This window comes from Phocaeicola massiliensis B84634 = Timone 84634 = DSM 17679 = JCM 13223 (genome assembly GCF_000382445.1).
Classification (GTDB): Bacteria; Bacteroidota; Bacteroidia; order Bacteroidales; family Bacteroidaceae; genus Phocaeicola; species Phocaeicola massiliensis.
In genome coordinates this window covers 359,335-377,677 of sequence record NZ_KB905474.1, presented here as the reverse complement: position 1 = coordinate 377,677, position 18,343 = coordinate 359,335, and the positions used below count along the sequence as shown (strand labels likewise).

The following is an 18,343-nucleotide window of genomic DNA, read 5'->3' as shown; positions in this document are numbered from 1 at the left end:
TACGTCTTTTCACGGTTTGTCAAAGCATTTATCCAGCTTCTTACGCATTAAAATAAAAAAAACGGTAATCTGTGTAACTTTTTGGCTCATTTTCACCCAATTAGAAGAATAAATACCTATCTTTGCACGAATTTTAGACGAAAATTATATTAAAACATTTTTTATGATTAATCCAATTGTTAAGACAATCGAGCTTCCCGATGGTAGAACCATTACGCTCGAAACGGGAAAGCTGGCAAAACAGGCAGACGGTTCTGTAATGCTCCGCATGGGTAACACCATGTTGCTAGCTACTGTTTGTGCAGCAAAAGATGCAGTTCCCGGTACAGATTTCATGCCCCTTCAGGTAGAGTACAAAGAAAAATATTCAGCATTCGGACGTTTTCCCGGTGGTTTTACCAAAAGAGAAGGCAAAGCTTCGGATTATGAAATTCTGACTTGCCGTTTAGTAGACCGCGCCTTGCGTCCTTTATTTCCCGATAACTTTCACGCAGAGGTATACGTAAACATTATCTTGTTCTCAGCAGACGGAGTAGATATGCCGGATGCATTGGCAGGACTGGCCGCTTCAGCTGCATTAGCTGTTTCTGACATTCCATTCGGAGGTCCGATTTCAGAAGTACGTGTAGCACGTATCAATGGTCAGTTTGTTATTGACCCGACTTTTGAGCAACTGGAAAAAGCCGACATGGATCTAATGGTTGCTGCTACATACGACAACATCATGATGGTAGAAGGTGAAATGGATGAAGTAAGCGAACAGGATTTGCTGGCTGCCATGAAAGCCGCTCACGATGCAATCAAAATCCACTGTAAAGCTCAAATGGAATTGATGGAAGAAGTGGGTTCTACTGTTAAACGTGAATATTGCCACGAAGAGAACGATGAAGAACTCCGCAAAGCTGTCCATGACGCTTGCTACGAAAAGGCATACGCTATTGCTGCATCCGGAAACAGAAATAAGCACGAACGCCAAGATGCATTCGATGCTATCCGCGAAGAATTCAAGGCTCAGTATACAGAAGAAGAACTGGAAGAAAAAGCTCCGTTAATCGACCGCTATTATCACGATGTAGAAAAAGAGGCAATGCGTCGTTGCATTCTTGACGAAGGTAAGCGTCTTGACGGACGTCAGACCACAGAAATCCGTCCCATCTGGTGTGAAGTAGGCTATCTGCCCGGTCCTCATGGTTCTGCTATTTTTACTCGTGGTGAAACTCAGTCTTTGAGTTCTGTTACATTAGGAACAAAACTGGATGAAAAAATGGTAGACGATGTATTGGATCAGCATAAAGAACGCTTCCTGTTACACTACAACTTCCCTCCTTTCTCAACCGGTGAAGCTAAAGCTCAACGTGGTGTAGGCCGTCGTGAAATTGGTCACGGTCACTTGGCATGGCGTGCATTAAAAGGACAAGTACCGGCTAACTATCCATACTCTGTACGTGTAGTTTCTGATATTCTTGAATCAAACGGTTCATCTTCAATGGCTACTGTATGTGCCGGAACTTTGGCATTAATGGATGCAGGTGTACCAATGAAGAAGCCCGTTTCAGGTATTGCAATGGGATTGATCAAGAATGCCGGTGAAGAAAAATATGCTGTATTGTCTGATATTCTTGGTGACGAAGACCACTTGGGAGATATGGACTTCAAGGTTACCGGTACCCGTGACGGTATTACTGCTACACAGATGGATATCAAGGTCGATGGTTTATCATACGACATCCTGGAAAAAGCATTGAATCAAGCCAAAGAAGGACGTATGCACATTCTTGATAAGATTACTGAATGCATTGCTGAACCTCGTGCTGAACTGAAGCCCCATGCTCCTCGCATTGAAACAATGACTATTCCTAAAGAATTCATTGGAGCCATTATCGGTCCGGGCGGAAAGATTATTCAAGGTATGCAGGAAGAAACCGGTGCAACTATCACTATCGAAGAAGTAGACGGTGTAGGTCGTATTGAAATTGCCGGAACTAACAAGAAATGTATTGATGACGCTATGCGTATCATTAAAGGTATCGTTGCTGTTCCTGAAGTTGGCGAAGTATACGTAGGCAAAATTCGTTCTATCATGCCTTACGGTGCTTTTGTTGAATTCCTGCCCGGCAAAGACGGTCTGTTGCACATTTCCGAAATAGACTGGAAACGTCTCGAAACAATCGAAGAAGCCGGTTTGAAAGAAGGTGACGAAATCGAAGTCAAATTACTTGATATTGACCCGAAAACAGGCAAATTCAAACTTTCTCGCAAAGTATTGCTGCCTCGTCCTGAAAGACAAGAAAAAAAATAAAACTATTCAACTCTTATATAAAGCGCAATCTGAAATATAGGTTGCGCTTTTCTTTTTATCACAATCATATAAGGACAACAATAAAAAAGCGCAACCAATAATTAGCTGCGCCATCTGATTATCCTGCGGAATTCTTCCACTTAATTGATATGCTGCTTATGAACCGGAATTAATCTTCCTGAACTTCAAAATCATCTTTACCTACTCCACAAAGAGGGCAAACCCAATCATCTGGAATATCTTCAAATGCTGTTCCCGGAGCGATTCCACCTTCCGGATCTCCTACTTCTGGGTCGTATACCCAACCACATACTACGCAAACGTACTTTTTCATAATTGTTTCAGTTTTATGTTTCAAATGTTCTTTTAATAAATACATAACAAAGTTACTACAAAAAAGTGAAATGCGGAAAGAAATAGTGATAGAATTGAGTTACAAGGGTTTCAGTCGTGCTTCCGATTATTCGTGAAGCCATCGCAATCACCGCTGAAGCCAAATCAGGACGCCGCTACGTTACTTGTCCGTAACCATGCCCGAAAGGGCGACAAACGGACACGGATAGCGAAACAAGGCGTTAAGGATTAGTGAGTTACTGACAACCCACGCAACAAATCCGGTTACGGAAAAAGATTGCGCCGTTCCTCCCCGTTTTGCGTACCGACAACGGACTCTTCACCAACTAATTTTGAACCTAAAAAAATTAAGGACGATGAAGAGTACATTTTCAGTAATCTACTACCTCAAGCGTCAGGTAGTGAAAAAGGACGGGACAGTACCCGTCATGGGACGCATCACGGTGGACGGCACCCAGACGCAGTTCAGCTGCAAACTGACCGTCGATCCCAAGCTGTGGGACACCAAAGGGGGACGTGTCACGGGCAGAAGCACGGCGGCACTCGAAACGAACCGCATGCTCGACAAGATGCGTGTACGCATCAACAGACATTATCAGGAAATCATGGAGCGTGACAACTTTGTCACGGCAGAGAAGGTCAAGAACGCCTTTCTCGGACTGGAACACCGCTACCACACGCTGATGCAGGTGTTCCGCCAGCACAACGAGGACTACGAGAAACAGGTGGAGGCCGGCATGAAAGCCAAAGGTACACTCTTGAAATACAAGACCGTTTACAAGCACCTGCAAGAGTTCCTCTCCATCCGCTACCGCGTGAAGGACATCGCGCTGAAAGAGCTTACGCCCGCCTTCATCTCCGACTTCGAGATGTTCCTGCGCACGGACAAGCACTGCAGCACCAACACCGTGTGGCTGTATGTCTGCCCTTTGCGGACGATGGTGTTCATCGCTATCAACAACGAGTGGCTCACACGCGACCCGTTCCGGGAGTACGAAATCAAGAAGGAGGAAACTGTGCGCAGTTTCCTGACGAAAGAGGAAATCCGGCTGCTGATGGAGGGCAGGCTGAAAAACGCCAAGCAGGAGCTTTACCGCGACCTCTACCTGTTCTGCGCCTTCACCGGCTTGTCGTTCGCCGACATGCGCAACCTGACGGAAGAGAACATCCACACCTACTTCGACGAACACGAGTGGATAAACATCAACCGCCAGAAGACGGGCGTGGTGTCCAATATCCGCCTGCTCGACATCGCAAAGCGCATCATCGACAAATACCGGGGTCTGTGCGGGAACGGCAGGATTTTCCCCGTTCCCCACTACAACACGTGCCTTGCCGGAATCCGTTCCGTCGCCAAGCGTTGCGGCATCACCAAGCATATCACGTGGCATCAGAGCCGCCACACGGCAGCCACGACGGTGTTCCTCTCCAACGGCGTACCCATCGAAACGGTGAGTTCCATGCTGGGACACAAGAGCATAAAGACGACACAGATATACGCGAAAATCACCAAAGAGAAGCTCAACCAAGACATGGAAAACCTTGCGGCAAGGTTGAACGGCATCGAGGAATTTGCAGGTTGCACCATCTAAAACAGAGAAGCCATGAAACGTGATATAATCATCATAGAGGACAACACGATCAGCGTAAACGGTAACGAGATATGGATGACCGCCACAGAAATCGCCGGACTGTTCCACACGGGCGTCCCGGCAGTGAACGCCGCCATCAGAGCCGTCCGCAAGCCGGACGTGCTGAACGACTACGAAGTGTGCCGCTACATGCGGCTTGAAAACGGGCTGCACGCGGATGTTTACTCTCTTGAAATCATCATCCCCGTCGCCTTCCGGCTGAACACCTACCATGCGCATGTGTTCCGCACGTGGCTGGTAGAGAAAGCACTCTCGAAGGAAAAGCGGCAGGCATACGTGATGTTCATACAGAACGGAAAAGCCGGGTATTGCTGATAACGCATATAAATAAGAAAAAGGAAACGGACAGCCCCGTGAAGGAGTTGTCCGTTTCCTTTTTTCATGCAGCCGCCTTATTCCATCGGCTTGCGATAGTTCGCCTCCAACAATTCACGCAACCCCGATTCAGGGTAAAGCACCTTCCCTCCCAAAAGGATAAAGGGCAACACCCTGTTGTTGCGGTACTCCTGCAAGGTGCGGCGGCTGACACGGAGCAGTTCCGCCACCTCCCTGTCCGTCAGGTAACGCTCCCCGTCCAACGGCGGGCGGTAACTTTCCAGAAAGGCGGAGAGCCATTTCGAGCCTTTGCGCATGTTCTGCACAAGGGTGGCAAGCGGCTCGTCCTCCATCGTAAACACTTCATTGTTCTCGTTCATCATCATTTCGGATTCAGTGGGTTGTGAATAATAAAAATCATTTTCCGCCGGGATAGAGCGTGCCGACAAGCGGAATGAGCCTTTTGACCTCCTCCGGCTTGTAATAGAACCTGCGGTTAATCTGCGAGTAGCCGATAAGCCGCCTGTCGCGCAAGGTCTGCAACGTGCGCGGGCTGATCCTCAACTGCCCGCAGACCTCCTCGCCCGTGAGCCACCTTTCCATCCGCCCGCCGTCGCTCCTGCGCCTAAGGGTGGCTACCTTCTCCGCGAGGGCGTTGAAGGACACCACCATCATCTCGAAGGTCTTTTTCTCGATAGATACTATTTCCATAAGCAAAACATTTCAGAGTTTGCCGCAAAGGTAACGAAGCCGCCATGAACACGCACCGTTTCCCGCTAAAAGGCAGCTTGTTGCGCCGTCTGTCCGGGTTACGGAGCCATTATCCATAAAAATCTTACGTGAGCCACGTAGTGAGCTGTTAAAGCCCCTTTGGTTTATTGCCGAATTTTGCCGCAGAAACCAAAAGAAAAGACTGAATATGAAAGTGATAACGATGGAAAGTTCCGCCTTCACCGCATTGACGGAACAGATAGCCGAGATAGCGGCACACGTGCGTGCCGTTTCCGGCGGGAGGAAGGAAGAATCCCCCGACAGGCTGCTCACCACCCGCGAGGCGGCGCACCTGCTGAACGTGAGTTGCCGCACCCTCCAGCGCATGCGCAGCGAACAGCGCATCGCCTATGTCGTGCTGCGCGGCAAGTGCCGCTACCGGCAGTCGGAAATCGACCGCCTGCTCGAAGACAGCACCATTACGGGTGATGCCGCGACACCGGAACAGATGAAACGCAACCACACGCTGCGCACGGGCGGCAAACCCAAAGGAAGGAGGACGTAGGACATGGAACTGCTTACCCGCAACAATTTCGAGAACTGGATGCAGAAAGTTATGGAACGGCTCGACCGTCAGGACGAGATGCTGCTCTCCATGCAGCCGTCCGGCAAAGCCCCGAACCCGATGGACGGGATCAGGCTTTTCGACAACCAAGACCTGTGCATGCTGCTCCAGATCAGCAAGCGCACCCTGCAACGCTACCGCAGCATCGGCGCATTGCCCTACAAGACGCTCGGCAAAAAGACCTATTACAGCGAGGCGGACGTGCTGACGTTCCTCTCCGAACATGTAAAGGACTTCCGCAAGGAAGATATAGCCTTCTACAAGGCTCGTATCCATAATTTCTTTCAAAAATAACCATTAAAACATTTTTCAGATGGCAAAGAAAAAAGACGAAAAGGACGTGCTGGTTGTCCGTGACGAGAAGACGGGCGAAATCAGCGTGGTAGCCGGGCTGAACGCCGACGGCTCCCCCAAGCGTATCCCCGCGAAAGCGGAGAACTCGCAGAGCTTCCTGCAATTCGACCGGCACGGCGACGTGCTGGACAACTTCTTCAAGAACTTCTTCCGCCAGTGCAAGGAACCCAGCCGCTTCGGTTTCTACCGTGTCGCGGCGGACCAAGCCGACAAACTGCTGGAGGTTATCAAGGACTTGCTGAAAGACCCCGACGGCAACAAGGAGATGCTTGCGCCCCACAAGGTGGACACCTCCGGCTACGAAAAGAAAGTACAGGAGGAGCAGTCCGCCGAAAAGCAGGAACAACCGGAACAGAAACAAGATGACGAACCTAAAAAACAGGAAGAAATGGAACAGAAAAACGAACAGAATCAGGAAAGCCCGCAACAGACGCAGGGCAACCGGGGCTACCAGCCCATCGACGAGAGCAAGATCAACTGGCAGGAGTTGGAGGAGAAATGGGGCGTGAAGCGCGACGACCTTGAAAAGTCGGGCGATCTTAACAGGATGCTCAACTACGGCAAGTCCGACTTGGTGAGGGTGTCGCCCAATTTCGGCGGAGAGGCTTTCGAACTGGACGCCCGCCTCTCCTTCAAGAAGGACGGCGAGGGCAATGTCAGCCTTGTGCCGCACTTCATCCGCAAGGAGCAGAAGCTCGACGAGTATAAGGAACACAAGTTCTCCGACGATGACCGGAAGAACCTGCGCGAAACGGGCAACCTCGGCAGGGTCGTGGACCTCGTGGACAGGGGAACGGGCGAGATCATCCCCTCGTTCGTCAGCATCGACCGCAAGACGAACGAAATCACGGATGTCCCGGCAAACAAGGTGCGCATACCGGAGCGCATCGGCAAGACGGAAATCACCAAGCAGGAGCAGGACATGCTGCGTGCCGGGCTGCCCGTGCGTGACAAGCTCATCGAGCGCAAGGACGGCAGGAAGTTCGTCACCACCCTGCAAGTGAACGTGGAGCAGCGCGGCGTGGAGTTCGTGCCGGGAACCGGCAGGTCGCCCCGTGCCGTCCAGACGCAGGAAACGAAGAACAACCCCGCACAGGGACAGGCGCAGGGTACGGAGAATGCCGCCAACACGCAGAAGGAGCAACGCCGCAACACGTGGACTAACGCCGACGGCAGCATCCGACCCATCAGCAAATGGAGCGGCGTGGACTTCACCGAGCAGCAGAAAGCCGACTACGTGGCTGGCAAAGCCGTGAAATTAGAGAACGTGACCGACAAGCAAGGCTTCCACGCCACGATGTACATCAAGTTCAATCCGGAGAAGGGACGCCCGTACCGCTACGACACCAACCCCGACAACGCTCAGAAGGTCGCCCCGTCCAACGAGAGCCGCACGCAGGTGGCGGTGAACAGCGAGGGCAAGACCAACGAGGCTACCAAGAACCTGAAAGAACCGTTGCGGAAGGGACAGACCGCCCCGAAGGACACCGCACAGCAACAGCAGCAGGAGAAGCCGCAGAAAAGAAACAATAAGGGCATGAAGATGTAATCCGGTGTCCGCCACTAAATCCGAAGTACCATTTGTAAAATTCAAAACGACAGAAGAATATGAAGACAATCATTGCAGAAAAGCCGTCTGTGGCACGTGAGATCGCCCGTATCGTGGGCGCGACAAAGAGAGAGGAAGGATATTTCGAGGGAGGCGGCTACGCCGTGACATGGGCGTTCGGACACCTCGTGCAGCTTGCCATGCCCGACGGCTACGGCATACGCGGCTTCGTCCGTGACAACCTGCCCGTCATCCCCGACACCTTCACGCTCGTCCCCCGCCAGACCAAGACGGAGAAGGGTTACAAGCCTGACAGCGGTGTGGCGGCGCAGATAAAGGTTATCGCCACCCTGTTCAACAGGAGCGAACAAATCATCGTGGCGACCGATGCAGGGCGTGAGGGTGAGCTTATCTTCCGATACCTCTACCATTATATCGGATGCACCACCCCGTTTGTGCGCCTTTGGATAAGCTCGCTTACCGACAAGGCTATCCGCGAGGGGCTGCGCAACCTCGAAGCGGGCGGCAAATACGACAATCTCTATCTTGCCGCCAAAGCGCGGAGCGAATCAGACTGGCTCGTGGGCATCAACGGCACGCAGGCACTCTCCATCGCCGCCGGACACGGCACATATTCCATCGGACGGGTGCAGACACCTACATTGGCAATGGTGTGCGCACGCTATTGGGAGAACCGCCGCTTCACACCCGAAGCCTTTTGGCAGCTCCATATCGCAACGGACGGCTGCGACGAAGGAACAGTGAAGTTTTCCTCTTCCGAAAAGTGGAAAGAGAAAGAGCCTGCGACGGAACTGTATGATAAGGTGAAGTCGGCAGGCACAGCCACCGTCACGAAAGCCGAACGCAAGGAGAAGACGGAGGAAACACCGCTCCTGTACGACCTGACGACGCTCCAGAAGGAAGCCAACGCCAAGCACGGCTTCACGGCGGAACAGACGCTTGAAATCGCGCAGAAGCTCTATGAGAAGAAGCTCATCACCTATCCGCGAACCGGAAGCCGCTACATACCCGAAGACATGTTCGCTGAAATCCCCAAGCTGCTCGCCTTCATCGGGGCTTTGCCCGAATGGAAAGGCAAGGTGCAGCCGAAAGCGCAGCCGACACGCCGCAGTGTGGACGGCGGCAAGGTGACGGACCACCACGCCCTGCTCGTCACTGGCGAGAAGCCGCTGTTCCTCTCCAAAGAGGACAGCACCATTTATCAGATGGTTGCCGGGCGCATGATTGAGGCTTTCTCCGAGAAATGCGTCAAGGACACCGCCACCGTCACGGCGGAATGTGCCGGAGTGGAGTTCACGGTGAAAGGCAGCATCATCAGGCAAGCCGGATGGCGTGCCGTCTATGGCGGGGAGGACAAGGAAGAAACCGCCATCCCCGATTGGCGGGAAGGCGACACGCTGACGCTGAAAGGCTGCTCCATCACGGAGGGCAAGACCAAACCCAAACCGCTGCATACCGAAGCGACACTGTTGTCGGCAATGGAAACGGCGGGCAAGGACATAGAGGACGACGCATTGCGTCAGGCGTTGAAGGACTGCGGCATCGGCACGCCCGCCACCCGTGCGGCGATTATCGAAACGCTCTTCAAACGCGGCTACATGGAACGCTGCAAGAAATCGCTTGTGCCGACAGAAAAAGGGCTTGCCCTCTACTCGGTCGTGAAGACGATGCGCATCGCCGACGTAGCCATGACGGGCGAATGGGAGAAGAATCTGGCACGCATCGAGCGCGGGGAACTGCCCGCTGACACCTTCCGCAGGGAGATAGAGGCGTACACACGTGAAATCACCTCCGAACTGCTCTCGTGCGACAAACTGTTCTCCCGCAGGGATTCCGGCTGCAAGTGTCCCAAGTGCGGGACGGGCAGCATGCAGTTCTACGGCAAGGTGGTACGCTGCGACAACGCGGAGTGCGGGCTGCCCGTGTTCCGCCTGAAGGCGAACCGCACCCTTTCCGACGACGAGATCAAAGAGCTGCTCACCGACGGGCATACGAAGCTGCTCAAAGGCTTCAAAAGCAAACAGGGCAAGAGCTTTGATGCCATAGTCGCCTTTGACGGGGACTATAACACGACTTTCGTGTTCCCCGAAAGGAAAACGAGCAGGAAATTTTCAGGACGGAAGAAATAGTATTACCTTTGCCACTGGTTCAGAGTAATGAATTGTTCTTCGATACCGGATTACACTCATACTTTGGATTTAGTGGTGGCACTCGGAGGGATACCGAGTGCCTTTTCTTTCTCCTTTCCAGACGATTATCCACGTCATTACCAATCCACTAAATTCCAAAGTAATGAACAACAAGAAGAAAAACGAGGGTCAGACCGACTTTTCCTATTACGGTCTGTACCTGCTGGACTACCTCCGCACGAACAGGTTTGAACAGGCTTCCGATGATGCCTTCATCCGGGAGCGTGCCGACCGTGCCGCCGAAACGTATGAGCGTGTGCGGCTCGAAGGCTATCCGCCCGAAGGGGCGCAGGAGTTGGCGATGGACACGCTCCTGCGGGGGCTTCGCTATTCCAAGTACGCCATCCTCCGCGAAGTCGTGGAAAACGAGTTTGCCAACGAAGTGCCGGAAAAGAAACGCGAAGCCTTCATCCGAAAGCTGCTGCCGCCTGTCGGTAATGTATTCTCCGCCTATGACCTTTCGGACGACAACTTCGCCCTGTCGCCCGAATACGACCTGCTCTACACGGAGCTGACGGGAGCCGCCGTCCTTTATATCGACGAGTATGGCGTTTAACCGCAAACAACGGCTGCGGGACAACATCGAGGCGATACGGACGGCATTCATCCTTGACAGGGAACGGAGGACGGCAACCGCCGAGGAACAAGCCATACTTCGGAAGTATTGCGGTTTCGGCGGATTGAAGTGCATACTGAACCCGGCAAAGGAACTGACGGATGCCGTGCATTGGGCGAAATCGGACCTCGAACTGTTTGCCCCTACGGTGGAGCTGCACAGGCTGGTGCGTGAAAACAGCAAGGACGATACGGAGTACAAGCGGTACGTGGATGCCATGAAGCAGTCCGTGCTGACCGCTTTCTACACCCCGCCGGAGATAACCGGCACTATCGCGGATGTACTGCATGAACACGGCATACGTCCCGATCGCGTATTGGAGCCGTCGGCGGGCGTGGGCGCATTCGTGGATGCCGTGCTGGAAAACAAGCCGGACGCGGATATCATGGCTTTCGAGAAAGACCTGATGACGGGCAAAATATTGGGATACCTGCATCCAGACCAAAAGGTAAGGGTGCAGGGATTCGAGAAGATAGAGAAGCCATTCACGGACTATTTCGACCTTGCTATCTCGAACATCCCGTTCGGCGACGTGGCTGTGTTCGACCCGGAGTTCACGGGCAGCCAAGACCCGGCAAGGCGTTCCGCACCGAAGGCAATACACAACTACTTCTTCCTGAAAAGCCTTGACGCGGTGCGTGAGGGCGGCATCGTGGCGTTCATCACCTCTCAAGGGGTACTGGACGCACCGTCCAACGCGCCCATACGCGAGTATATGATGCGTAATGCCAATCTGGTGGGAGTCGCACGCCTGCCGAACAACCTCTTCACGGACAACGCGGGTACGGAAGTGGGTAGCGACCTGATTATCCTGCAAAAGAACAGCGGCAAGAAACGGGAGCTGTACGATTATGAAGAGTTGTTCGTGCAGACGGAAAAGACACCGATAGGTAGTTTCCAGAACGGGTATGTCGGCAGCATCGGCATGATTCCCCACTCGGATCTGATAAGCGGCACAGACCCTTACGGGAAACCAGCCTATAAAGTCATGCACCGGGACGGCATCGAGCAAATGGCGGAGGATTTGCGGGAACATATGGATATTGAGCTGTATAAGTTGGACAAAAAGCTGTATGAAATGCACAGCCTGCATCCGGCACAGGGGAAAAGCACGGTGACAGAAACCATTTCCACACCGGTTGTCACTCCTGAGATACAGCCACGTCATGAAATGGCAGTGAAGCCCGAAGCGGCAACACCGCAGCCGGAGGAAGAAAAGTCGGAGATAGAGCCGCGCCGCCCCGATTATTCGGAGGGCGTGCAGCTCTCCCTGCTCGACCTCTGGGGCATGACGGAGGAAGTACGCAAGCAGGAAGCACCCGCCAAGAAGAAAAAGACGGCGAAAAAGGAAAGCCCGGCAAGGCGCATGCCTCCCAAACCGCAGGCGCAGGTTACGCCGAAGGTTACGACCGCACCGCCACAGCCGTCTGCCGCACCGCCGACGGAAAGCAGGGACAGCCATGAAACAAAGCCGGTGAGTGTCGCAGCCAAAGCCGATCCGGATGATATTTACGCTACTTTGGATTGGGACACCAATCCGCCCATCAACGGCTTCTATGAAATGATGATGGACCTCACGCCGGAGCGACGCAAGGAACTTCGCAGGCTGGCGGCACAGCATCAGGAGAAACGGCAGCATGTCCCGGACGTGAAAGCCGCGCCGGAGCAGGAAACACGGCAACCCGAAACACAGCCGGAAGTTGCCGCCATTCCTGTCGCTCCCGCAACGGAAGCGGCTGCAACCTCCCTTTTTCCCGAAATGGAAGCGGAAAAACCGAAAGAGGAAGCTCCCGACCTGTCGCCGCGTCCCTACCACCGCACGCCGGAAATGCACTTGCGTGAAGGCTCGTTAGTGGCTGACAGTGGGCGTCGTAACATCGGTTATCTGAAAGACATCACGCCTTACGGCGCGACATTCCAGCCGCTTGGACTGACAGGCTATCAGAAAGAGAAGGCGTTGCTGTATGTGTCGCTCCGTGACGCATACGAGCGTCTGTACCGTTATGAATCGAACAGGCGCGAGGAAAACCCGCAGTGGCGTGAGCATCTGAACACCTGCTATGACGAGTTTGTCATGCGCTACGGCAACCTCAACGCCAAGCAGAACGTGAAACTGGTGGTGATGGATGCAGGAGGACGCGACATCCTTTCGCTGGAACGTGCGGAGGACGGCAGGTTCGTCAAGGCGGACATTTTCGAGCGTCCCGTTTCCTTCTCGGTAGAGAGCCATGCCAACGTAAGCTCTCCCGAAGAGGCACTCTCCGCATCGCTCAACAAGTTCGGCACGGTCAATCTCGACTATATGCGGGAGATAACCGACAGTACGGAGGAGGGATTGCTTGACGCCCTCAAAGGACGCATCTTCTACAACCCGCTCGTAACCGGTTACGAGATAAAGGACAGGTTCATCGCCGGGAACGTGATAGAGAAGGCGGAACGCATCGAGGCATGGATGGGCGACAACCCCGAAAACGGGCGTATGCCGGAAGTGAAGCAGGCGTTGGAGGCTCTGAAAGAAGCCGAGCCGCCGCGCATCGCTTTTGAAGACCTCGACTTCAATTTCGGGGAACGCTGGATTCCGACGGGCGTATATGCCGCCTACATGAGCCGTCTTTTTGACACGGACGTGAAAATCGCCTACTCCGCAAGCATGGACGAATTTTCGGTGGCGTGCGGCTACCGCACCATGAAAATCACGGACGAGTTTTTAGTGAAGGGCTATTACCGGAACTATGACGGCATGCACCTGTTGAAACACGCCCTGCATAACACCTGCCCGGATATGATGAAGTCCATAGGAAAGGATGAACACGGAAACGACATCAAGGTACGCGACAGCGAGGGCATACAGCTCGCCAACGCCAAGATTGACGAAATCCGTAACGGGTTCTCGGAATGGCTGGAAGAGCAGTCGCCGCAGTTCAAGGAACGGCTGATGACGATGTACAACCGCAAGTTCAACTGTTTCGTGCGCCCGAAATATGACGGCTCACACCAGACCTTTCCGGACCTCAACCTCAAAGGGCTGGCAAGCAGGGGTATCAAGAGCGTCTATCCGTCGCAGATGGATTGCGTCTGGATGCTCAAACAGAACGGCGGTGGCATCTGCGACCACGAAGTCGGTACAGGCAAGACGCTGATAATGTGCATTGCAGCGCATGAGATGAAGCGTCTGAACTTGGCGCACAAACCGATGATTATCGGGCTGAAAGCCAATGTCGCGGAGATTGCCGCCACCTATCAGGCGGCATACCCGAACGCGCGGATTCTCTATGCCTCGGAGAAGGACTTTTCGACCGCCAACCGCGTGCGTTTCTTCAACAACATCAAGAACAACGACTATGATTGCGTCATCATGTCGCACGACCAGTTCGGCAAGATTCCGCAGTCGCCGGAGTTGCAGCAGCGCATCCTGCAAGCGGAGCTTGACACGGTGGAGGAAAACCTCGAAGTCTTGCGGCAGCAGGGCAAGAACGTATCGAGGGCGATGCTGAAAGGTCTGGAAAAGCGCAAGCACAACCTTGAAGCGAAGCTGGAGAAGGTGGAACACGCCATCAAGTCGCGCACGGACGACGTGGTGGACTTCAAGCAGATGGGCATCGACCATATTTTTATTGACGAATCGCATCAATTTAAGAACTTGACTTTCAACACGCGGCATGACCGTGTGGCTGGTTTGGGCAACTCGGAAGGAAGCCAGAAAGCCCTGAATATGCTTTTTGCCATCCGCACCATACAAGAGCGCACGGGTAAGGACTTGGGGGCGACGTTCCTATCCGGCACGACCATCAGCAACTCGCTGACGGAACTGTACCTGCTCTTCAAGTACCTGCGCCCGAAGGAACTGGAACGGCAGGATATCCGGTGCTTTGACGCATGGGCGGCTATCTTCGCCAAGAAGACGACCGATTTCGAGTTCAACGTGACGAACAACGTGGTGCAGAAGGAGCGTTTCCGCTACTTCATCAAAGTGCCGGAGCTTGCCGCCTTCTACAACGAGATAACCGACTACCGCACGGCAGAGGATGTGGGTGTGGATCGTCCGCACAAGAACGAGATACTGCACCATATACCGCCCACGCCGGAGCAGGAGGACTTCATTCAAAAACTGATGCAGTTCGCCAAGACGGGCGACGCCACGCTGCTCGGTAGACCGCCCCTGTCGGAAACGGAAGAGAAGGCAAAGATGCTGATCGCCACCGATTACGCACGGAAGATGGCTCTCGATATGCGCATGATAGACCCGAACTACGAAGACCACCCCGACAACAAGGCTTCCCACTGTGCCAAGACGATTGCGGAGTATTACCATAAATACGACGCGCAGAAAGGCACGCAGTTCGTGTTCTCGGATCTGGGGACGTACCAGCCGGGCGACGGGTGGAACGTGTACAGTGAGATAAAGCGGAAGCTGACGGAGGACTACGGCATACCGGCAAGCGAGGTGCGCTTCATTCAGGAGTGCAAGACCGACAAGGCGCGCAAGGCGGTGATAGACGCCATGAACGCCGGAACGGTGCGCGTGCTGTTCGGTTCCACCTCCATGCTCGGAACGGGCGTGAATGCGCAAAAAAGGTGTGTCGCCATCCATCATTTGGATACGCCTTGGCGACCGTCCGACCTGCAACAGCGTGACGGACGGGGAGTCAGGGCAGGCAACGAGATTGCCAAGCATTTTGCCGGGAACAATGTGGATGTCATCATCTACGCGGTGGAAAAGTCGCTGGACAGCTACAAGTTCAACCTGCTGCACTGCAAGCAGACGTTCATCTCGCAGCTTAAAAGCGGGGCGATGGGCGCGCGTACCATCGACGAGGGGGCGATGGACGAGAAATCGGGCATGAATTTCTCGGAGTACATGGCGTTGCTCTCCGGCAATACCGACCTTTTGGACAAGGCGAAACTGGAGAAGCGTATCGCATCGCTTGAAGGGGAACGCAAGTCGTTCAACAAGGGCAAGCGCGATTCGGAGTTCAAGCTGGAAGCCAAGACGGGGGAACTGCGTAACAACACGGCTGTCATCGAAGCCATGACGGAAGATTGGAACCGCTTTCTTTCCGTTGTGCAGACGGACAAGGAGGGCAACCGCCTGAATGCGGTCAAGGTGGACGGCGTGGATTCTACCGATGAAAAGGTTATCGGAAAGCGTTTGCAGGAGATAGCCAAGAACGCCACTACGGGCGGGCTGTACAAGCCTGTCGGGGAACTTTACGGCTTTCCGATAAAGGTGGTAAGCGAGAGGATACTCAAAGAGGGGCTGGAGTTTACCGATAACCGCTTCGTGGTGGAGGGAAACTACAAGTACACCTACAACAACGGGCATCTGGCGATGGCTGATTCGGTAGCCGCCGCACGTAATTTCCTGAACGCATTGGAGCGGATTCCGTCCATAATCGACCAGTACAAGGGAAAGAACGAGGTGCTGGAAAAGGAAGTTCCGCAGTTGCAGGAGATAGCGGGCAAGGTATGGAAAAAGGAGGACGAACTGAAACAGCTTAAGTCCGAACTTGCCGCACTTGACCGAAAGATACAGCTGGAACTTGCGCCGCCTACGCAGGAAGCCGACGAAAAAGAAAAGGATGGACAGGAGGTCAAGCCTGTTTCGGAAGGTGTACGGAGCATATCGCCACAACAAACTGATGATGCACCGCAGATACGCAGCCCGGTGAATGAGCGAAATCCAACGGGCAACATCATTGGCGACCATGTCATCATCGGACGACCGGGTTTTCAGTTAAAGAATAAAAACCGATCGAAAGGGATAAAAATTTAAAATTAGGAATTTTATATAAAATATTAATAGGGGCTATCCAAAAGGTCTAAAAGTAAATCATATCCCCTCTGCAAGTATCTGTAGGAGAGTGATTGCAAGACTTTCTTTCTTTTTGGGCAGCCTCTATTAAATTTATTTGCTCTTTCTTGATTTATGTTTATAAACATTATACCAAAAACATTCCAACTAACCTTGTTTATGTTTTGTCAGCCACCATTTGCACAACCATATTTGACTCCCAAAGAGAATGAATTCGATAAGATAACTTGCTGCATACCCACAATAAGGGGCTAAATAGAATACGAATGGGAAATAGATAACAGCACCGACAACAGATTGCGTTATGTAGTTGGTTAAACTCATTTTACCATAAAGCTGTAATGTGGAAACCGCTTTATTTGACACATTCCTTATGACACAATAATATGAACGAGAATATTTCTACAGAATCATCAGTAAAACAGAAAAAAATACTAATTTTGTTTTTGATGATCCTTCCAAAAGGAATTAGAAAAAATGTCTAATTCTAACTTATAGAGGAAAAAGCAACAATTAAATATTAAAGAATAAAAGATACGAAAAATATGACGCCAAAAGAGATACTACAAAAATGGATTGACTGCTTCAACGCCGCCGATGCAGTCGCTTTGGCAAACTTATACGCTCAGGATGCCATAAACCATCAAGTCGCAAACACCCCAGTTATAGGAAAAACAGCTATCCATGAAATGTTTGTAAATGAATTTGCAACCTCAAAAATGGTTTGTATTGTTGAGCATATATTCGAGGATGGAGAATGGGCTATCATGGAATGGAAAGATCCGCTCGGGTTGCGAGGATGCGGATTCTTTCATGTGCAAAACGATAAAATAGTTTTCCAAAGAGGTTATTGGGATAAGCTCAGCTTTCTCAAACAGCACGGTTTACCCGTAGAGAATAGTGATGAAAATCCAAACACATAACACCGTCCGATATGGGAATCATCATTCATTCTTTAGAGTCCGTTTCTTTCAAAGATTTGTATGCGGCATTCTCATCTGCATTCAAAGATTATGATTTCTCTTTGAATGCGGATGAATTGCGACGCATGCTCGACCGACGAGGATACAATCCACAACTATCTTTCGGAGTATTTTTCGAAGGACGGCTGATTTCTTTTGTGCTTAACGGAACAGGCATGTACAACAACATCTTGACTGCCTATGACACAGGGACGGGAACCGTACCTTCATTCCGGGGATTACACCTAACCCAAAAAATATTCACTTTCAGCCTCGAATTGATATGTCAACAAGGAGTTCGGCAATATGTACTGGAAGTTTTGCAACACAATCACAAAGCAATAAAAATATATCGCAAATTAGGCTTTGAAACACAGAGAAATTTCAACTACTACTCTGCCAAACTGAGCGATATTGTTCCTGTATTGCAAGTAAACCATACCGCATGTCGCATACTCCCATCGGATTTAAAAAACTGCCTTAACCAAACGGCCTGGTTCGATTTTCATCCTTCATGGCAAAATGACAGGGCTTCACTGGAACGCGGAATCGACAATTTGGACATATTGGGAGCTTATGAAAGAGAAGAACTTGTCGGATTTGTTATCTTTGAACCGGCATCTGGCGATATTTCATCCCTCGCAGTTGCAAAAGATTACCGGCGTAAAGGAATAGGCAAGTCTTTGCTTAAAAGTGCTGTCAGTCATTTTCAAAGCGATGTACTCAAATTTACTAATGTTGATTGCGATTGTGAATCAGTCACTGGTTTCTTGTCATCATTAGGACTTACCCCAAAAGGACAACAGTTTGAAATGGTCAGAAAAATTTAACCTACATTTATATGAATAGCCCTCATCATCAAATAACAAATTAATAATACCAAA

14 protein-coding genes and 1 pseudogene are annotated in these 18,343 nt (G+C 51.8%); 11 read left to right on the top strand and 4 right to left on the bottom strand.

Features of this window, described 5'->3' with window-relative positions; genetic code table 11:
• Positions 1 to 163: 163 nt before the first annotated feature.
• Positions 164 to 2,299, top strand: coding sequence for a polyribonucleotide nucleotidyltransferase (gene pnp / locus HMPREF1534_RS01990; RefSeq protein ID WP_005944311.1), 2,136 nt, complete (start codon positions 164 to 166; stop codon positions 2,297 to 2,299).
• Between the two features lie 169 nt (positions 2,300 to 2,468).
• Here pnp and rd read toward each other — a convergent pair whose 3' ends face one another.
• Positions 2,469 to 2,633: a rubredoxin gene (rd, locus tag HMPREF1534_RS01995; protein WP_005944308.1), complete on the bottom strand. Its 165-nt coding sequence runs from the start codon at positions 2,631 to 2,633 to the stop codon at positions 2,469 to 2,471.
• A 376-nt stretch (positions 2,634 to 3,009) separates the two neighbouring features.
• Between rd and HMPREF1534_RS02000 the strand changes: the two genes are divergently transcribed.
• Positions 3,010 to 4,245: a site-specific integrase gene (locus tag HMPREF1534_RS02000; RefSeq protein WP_005944305.1), complete on the top strand. Its 1,236-nt coding sequence runs from the start codon at positions 3,010 to 3,012 to the stop codon at positions 4,243 to 4,245.
• Positions 4,246 to 4,257: 12 nt separating this feature from the next.
• On the top strand, positions 4,258 to 4,620 hold the full coding sequence (locus HMPREF1534_RS02005) for a hypothetical protein (protein ID WP_005944300.1): 363 nt from the start codon (positions 4,258 to 4,260) through the stop codon (positions 4,618 to 4,620).
• Positions 4,621 to 4,697: 77 nt separating this feature from the next.
• Here the strand turns inward: HMPREF1534_RS02005 and HMPREF1534_RS02010 are convergent, their stop codons facing one another.
• Positions 4,698 to 5,003: a helix-turn-helix domain-containing protein gene (locus tag HMPREF1534_RS02010; RefSeq protein WP_025066921.1), complete on the bottom strand. Its 306-nt coding sequence runs from the start codon at positions 5,001 to 5,003 to the stop codon at positions 4,698 to 4,700.
• Between the two features lie 34 nt (positions 5,004 to 5,037).
• Entirely contained in the window at positions 5,038 to 5,331 is a 294-nt protein-coding gene (locus HMPREF1534_RS0119345) for a helix-turn-helix domain-containing protein (protein WP_015532457.1), read from the bottom strand.
• Positions 5,332 to 5,539: 208 nt separating this feature from the next.
• Between HMPREF1534_RS0119345 and HMPREF1534_RS0119340 the strand changes: the two genes are divergently transcribed.
• From HMPREF1534_RS0119340 to HMPREF1534_RS02030, 6 genes are all read left to right on the top strand, one after another.
• Complete coding sequence (locus tag HMPREF1534_RS0119340; RefSeq protein WP_015532456.1) at positions 5,540 to 5,896, top strand: helix-turn-helix domain-containing protein; 357 nt, start codon at positions 5,540 to 5,542, stop codon at positions 5,894 to 5,896.
• A gap of 3 nt (positions 5,897 to 5,899) precedes the next feature.
• A complete protein-coding gene (locus HMPREF1534_RS0119335; RefSeq protein WP_009016627.1) occupies positions 5,900 to 6,250 on the top strand; it encodes a helix-turn-helix domain-containing protein in 351 nt (116 codons plus the stop codon).
• A 19-nt stretch (positions 6,251 to 6,269) separates the two neighbouring features.
• The gene (locus tag HMPREF1534_RS02015) at positions 6,270 to 7,859 is read left to right on the top strand and encodes a DUF4099 domain-containing protein (protein ID WP_005944293.1); all 1,590 of its coding nucleotides are present in this window, start codon (positions 6,270 to 6,272) and stop codon (positions 7,857 to 7,859) included.
• 59 nt (positions 7,860 to 7,918) lie between these two features.
• A complete protein-coding gene (locus tag HMPREF1534_RS02020; RefSeq protein WP_005944290.1) occupies positions 7,919 to 10,009 on the top strand; it encodes a type IA DNA topoisomerase in 2,091 nt (696 codons plus the stop codon).
• 163 nt (positions 10,010 to 10,172) lie between these two features.
• Positions 10,173 to 10,625, top strand: a complete 453-nt coding sequence (locus HMPREF1534_RS02025; RefSeq protein WP_005944286.1) for a DUF1896 domain-containing protein — start codon at positions 10,173 to 10,175, stop codon at positions 10,623 to 10,625.
• Positions 10,615 to 16,458, top strand: coding sequence for an N-6 DNA methylase (locus HMPREF1534_RS02030; RefSeq protein WP_005944284.1), 5,844 nt, complete (start codon positions 10,615 to 10,617; stop codon positions 16,456 to 16,458). The genes HMPREF1534_RS02025 and HMPREF1534_RS02030 overlap by 11 nt, the downstream gene beginning before the upstream one ends.
• Before the next feature lie 186 nt (positions 16,459 to 16,644).
• On the opposite strand, the pseudogene HMPREF1534_RS21085 reads toward HMPREF1534_RS02030, so the two are convergent.
• Positions 16,645 to 16,924, bottom strand: a pseudogene (locus tag HMPREF1534_RS21085) (DUF418 domain-containing protein); the annotation flags it as partial.
• A gap of 118 nt (positions 16,925 to 17,042) precedes the next feature.
• Between HMPREF1534_RS21085 and HMPREF1534_RS02035 the strand changes: the two are divergent.
• Both HMPREF1534_RS02035 and HMPREF1534_RS02040 read left to right on the top strand, forming a co-directional pair.
• Positions 17,043 to 17,420 (top strand): nuclear transport factor 2 family protein, encoded by a 378-nt coding sequence (locus HMPREF1534_RS02035; RefSeq protein WP_005944282.1) that lies wholly within the window; start codon positions 17,043 to 17,045, stop codon positions 17,418 to 17,420.
• A gap of 11 nt (positions 17,421 to 17,431) precedes the next feature.
• The gene (locus HMPREF1534_RS02040) at positions 17,432 to 18,289 is read left to right on the top strand and encodes a GNAT family N-acetyltransferase (protein ID WP_005944281.1); all 858 of its coding nucleotides are present in this window, start codon (positions 17,432 to 17,434) and stop codon (positions 18,287 to 18,289) included.
• Positions 18,290 to 18,343: the final 54 nt, after the last annotated feature.

What these genes read in the sequence shown, in the direction of transcription:
- HMPREF1534_RS0119345 (WP_015532457.1), bottom strand. Translation starts at nt 5,331, where the DNA reads ATGGAAATAGTATCTATCGAGAAAAAGACCTTCGAGATGATGGTGGTG.
- HMPREF1534_RS02025 (WP_005944286.1), top strand. Translation starts at nt 10,173, where the DNA reads ATGAACAACAAGAAGAAAAACGAGGGTCAGACCGACTTTTCCTATTAC.
- HMPREF1534_RS02040 (WP_005944281.1), top strand. Translation starts at nt 17,432, where the DNA reads ATGGGAATCATCATTCATTCTTTAGAGTCCGTTTCTTTCAAAGATTTG.
- HMPREF1534_RS0119335 (WP_009016627.1), top strand. Translation starts at nt 5,900, where the DNA reads ATGGAACTGCTTACCCGCAACAATTTCGAGAACTGGATGCAGAAAGTT.
- HMPREF1534_RS02005 (WP_005944300.1), top strand. Translation starts at nt 4,258, where the DNA reads ATGAAACGTGATATAATCATCATAGAGGACAACACGATCAGCGTAAAC.
- HMPREF1534_RS02010 (WP_025066921.1), bottom strand. Translation starts at nt 5,003, where the DNA reads ATGATGAACGAGAACAATGAAGTGTTTACGATGGAGGACGAGCCGCTT.
- HMPREF1534_RS02035 (WP_005944282.1), top strand. Translation starts at nt 17,043, where the DNA reads ATGACGCCAAAAGAGATACTACAAAAATGGATTGACTGCTTCAACGCC.
- HMPREF1534_RS02020 (WP_005944290.1), top strand. Translation starts at nt 7,919, where the DNA reads ATGAAGACAATCATTGCAGAAAAGCCGTCTGTGGCACGTGAGATCGCC.
- pnp (WP_005944311.1), top strand. Translation starts at nt 164, where the DNA reads ATGATTAATCCAATTGTTAAGACAATCGAGCTTCCCGATGGTAGAACC.
- rd (WP_005944308.1), bottom strand. Translation starts at nt 2,633, where the DNA reads ATGAAAAAGTACGTTTGCGTAGTATGTGGTTGGGTATACGACCCAGAA.
- HMPREF1534_RS02000 (WP_005944305.1), top strand. Translation starts at nt 3,010, where the DNA reads ATGAAGAGTACATTTTCAGTAATCTACTACCTCAAGCGTCAGGTAGTG.
- HMPREF1534_RS02030 (WP_005944284.1), top strand. Translation starts at nt 10,615, where the DNA reads ATGGCGTTTAACCGCAAACAACGGCTGCGGGACAACATCGAGGCGATA.
- HMPREF1534_RS02015 (WP_005944293.1), top strand. Translation starts at nt 6,270, where the DNA reads ATGGCAAAGAAAAAAGACGAAAAGGACGTGCTGGTTGTCCGTGACGAG.
- HMPREF1534_RS0119340 (WP_015532456.1), top strand. Translation starts at nt 5,540, where the DNA reads ATGAAAGTGATAACGATGGAAAGTTCCGCCTTCACCGCATTGACGGAA.